Annotated in this window: 2 protein-coding genes; both read right to left on the bottom strand. The window is 67.3% G+C overall.

Annotated elements, in window-relative coordinates; translation table 11 throughout:
* The coding region (boxB, locus tag AC1DOC_RS26320; protein WP_478130804.1) for a benzoyl-CoA 2,3-epoxidase subunit BoxB at positions 1-1,187 on the bottom strand (1,187 nt) is incomplete at its 3' end.
* A 41-nt stretch (positions 1,188-1,228) separates the two neighbouring features.
* On the bottom strand, positions 1,229-2,905 hold the full coding sequence (boxC, locus tag AC1DOC_RS26325) for a 2,3-epoxybenzoyl-CoA dihydrolase (protein ID WP_436299191.1): 1,677 nt from the start codon (positions 2,903-2,905) through the stop codon (positions 1,229-1,231).
* Between the last annotated feature and the right edge of the window lie 189 nt (positions 2,906-3,094).

Genomic DNA, 3,094 nt, shown 5'->3' on the forward strand with positions numbered 1-3,094 from the left:
GCCTTGTGCGGCACGGTCAGGCGCGTGGGGATGCCGGCCTTCTCGAGCACCTTGTTCCAGCGGCCCACGCCGGCCACCGAGTCCTTGATGAAGTCGTCGCGCAGCACTTCGTTGAGCGCGTTGAGCATCGGCACGTCCTTTTCGACGAGCTGGCCGTCCTTCACCTCGAGCACCTTGTAGGTCTGGCCCTTGAGCACGTGGTCGTCGCCGCGCTTGCCTTCCTCGTAGCGGCCCTTCAGGCCCGAGCTGTAGAAGATGGCGGCGTTGCTCGACTGGTCGGCGCCGAACAGGTCGATGGTCACGCTGTAGTGGAAGTTCAGGTAGCGCTGGATGGTGCCCAGGTCGATGGCGCCGGCCGCGCGCACCTTCTGCGCGTCGTCGGTCTTGAGCTCGTTCATCACCTGCGCGGTGCGCGCCAGCACGCGCGAGACGCCGCTCTCGCCCACGAACATGTGGTGCGCTTCCTCGGTCAGCATGAACTTGGTGGTGCGTGCGAGCGGATCGAAGGCGCTCTCGGCCAGCGCGGCCAGCTGGAACTTGCCGTCGCGGTCGGTGAAGTAGGTGAACATGAAGAACGCGAGCCAGTCGGGCGTCTTCTCGTTGAAGGCGCCCAGGATGCGCGGGTTGTCCTGGTCGCCCGAGGTGCGCTGCAAGAGCGCCTCGGCTTCCTCGCGGCCGTCGCGGCCGAAGTGCTTGTGCAGCAGGTAGACCATGGCCCACAGGTGGCGGCCCTCTTCGACGTTGATCTGGAACAGGTTGCGCAGGTCGTACATGCTCGGCGCGGTCAGGCCCAGGTGGCGCTGCTGCTCGACCGAGGCGGGCTCGGTGTCGCCCTGGGTCACGATGATGCGGCGCAGGTTGGCGCGGTGTTCGCCGGGCACGTCCTGCCAGGCCTTCTCGCCCTTGTGGTCGCCGAAGTGGATCTCGCGGTCGGCATCGCCCGGGTTCAGGAAGATGCCCCAGCGGTAGTCGCGCATCTTCACGTGGCCGAACTGGGCCCAGCCCTGCGGATCGACGCTCACGGCCGTGCGCAGGTAGACCTCGTGGTTGGTCGAGCCCTCGGGGCCGACATCGTCCCACCAGTTGATGAAGTTGGGCTGCCAGCCTTCGAGCGCGCGCTGCAGCGTGCGGTCTTCGCCGAGGTTGACGTTGTTGGGGATCTTCTCGCTGTAGTTGATCGTGCTCATCGCTGTTCCTTGGGTTGTGCGGACTGGGGGTTCTTCTTCATTCAGACGCGGTTCAAGTCGAAGCCGGCCTTCTCGCCGGTGCCGTAGACCTTGAGCGCGCCCTTTTCGCCGACGGCGTTGGGGCGGTTGAAGATCCAGTTCTGCCAGGCCGTGAGCCGGCCGAAGATGCGGGTGGCCATGTTCTCCTTGCTGGCGAAGCGCAGATTCGCTTCGAGGCCGGTGAGCGCGTCGGGCGACATGGCGGCGCGCTCCTCGACGGCGATGCGGATCTCGTCGTCCCAGTCGATGTCGTCGGGCGCGGCGGTGACGAGGCCGAGCTTCAGTGCCTCGTCGGCATCGAGCGGCTTGCCGGCCGCGGCGCGGGCGGCGTCCAGCGGCGCGGCTTCTTCATAGAAGCGGCGCTGCAGGCGGCTCTGGTCGTTCACCATCGGGAAGAAGCCGAAGTTGAATTCGTTGAGCACGAGCTTGGGTGCGCGCGCGGCATCGTCGGGCAGCGCGAGCATGTAGCTGCGGTCGGCCGCAAAGGCCAGCTCGGCCAGCGTGCCGGCAAAGCACGAGCCGGCTTCGACCAGCGCGAACAGGCTGCGCGACGACACGTCCAGCCGCGCCAGCGTGCGGCGCAGCGCGCCGATGGTCTCGCGCACCAGCCAGTGGTCCTTGTGGGCGAGCATCAGGGCGTCCGATGCGAGCACGGCGGCCGCGTCGCCTTCGGTCTTGAGCAGCCAGGTGCCGATGTCGAGCTCGTTGGTGCGCAGGTTGAGGATGGCGTCGTCGAGCTCGCGGCACACGGCCAGCGGCCACCACGCAGCGCCCGCGGCCTCGATGGCGGCAATGTCCGCGGGCTGCGTGCCCGTGGGTGCCTTGACGGTGATCGTGGCGGTGCGCTTGCTGCGGTCGATCTTCACGTCGACATGCGAATAGGCGATGCCGTCGGCGCTGTCGGTGCGCTCGAGCCGGGCCAGCGCCACGCCCTTGCCGCTGGCCGGGCGGTCGCTCGCGGCGGCCAGCTGCGCGGCGCGCTCCTGCACGGCGGCGGCAAACTGCGCGGGCTTGGCCACGGCATCGACCAGGCGCCAGTCGACTGCGCGCTGGCCGCGCACGCCTTCCACGCTGGTGCAGAAGATGTCGGCGAGGTCATGGCGCACATGGCGCTTGTCGGTCACGCGGGTCAGGCCGCCGGTGCCGGGCAGCACGCCGAGCAGCGGCACCTCGGGCAGCGAGACGGAGGACGAGCGGTCGTCCACCAGCAGGATCTCGTCGCAGGCCAGCGCCAGCTCGTAGCCGCCGCCGGCGCAGGCGCCGTTCACGGCCGCGATGAACTTCAGGCCCGAGTGCTTCGACGAATCCTCGATGCCGTTGCGCGTCTCGTTGGTGAACTTGCAGAAGTTCACCTTCCAGGCGTGGCTCGACACGCCCAGCATGAAGATGTTGGCGCCCGAGCAGAAGATGCGGTCCTTGCCGCTGGTGACGATCACGCTGCGCACTTCAGGGTGCTCGAAGCGCACGCGGTTGAGCGCGTCGTTCAGTTCGATGTCCACGCCCAGGTCGTAGCTGTTGAGCTTGAGCTTGTAGCCGGGGCGGATGCCGCCGTCTTCCGCGATGTCGAGCACCAGGCGCGCCACCGGGCCTTCGAAGCTGAGCTTCCAGTGCCTGTATTGCGCGGGTTCGATGCGGTAGTCGACGCGCAGAGGCGCCTGAAGGGTCGTGGTCTCGGTCATACGGAAGTCTCCTGTGGGGGCAGATGCGAAACCGGAAGAATAATGCAACTTCTGGCGTCGATGACATGCATCATGCTGCATGCGAACAGGCAAGTCAATGCCTGAAGCGCTTTTTTTCAAAACTTCAGATCAGGCGCCGGTGCCGATCGCCTGGCGGGCCACCGTGCGCAGCGCCTGGAAGCTCTGCGC

This window comes from Variovorax sp. 01T439_2 (assembly GCF_056398445.1).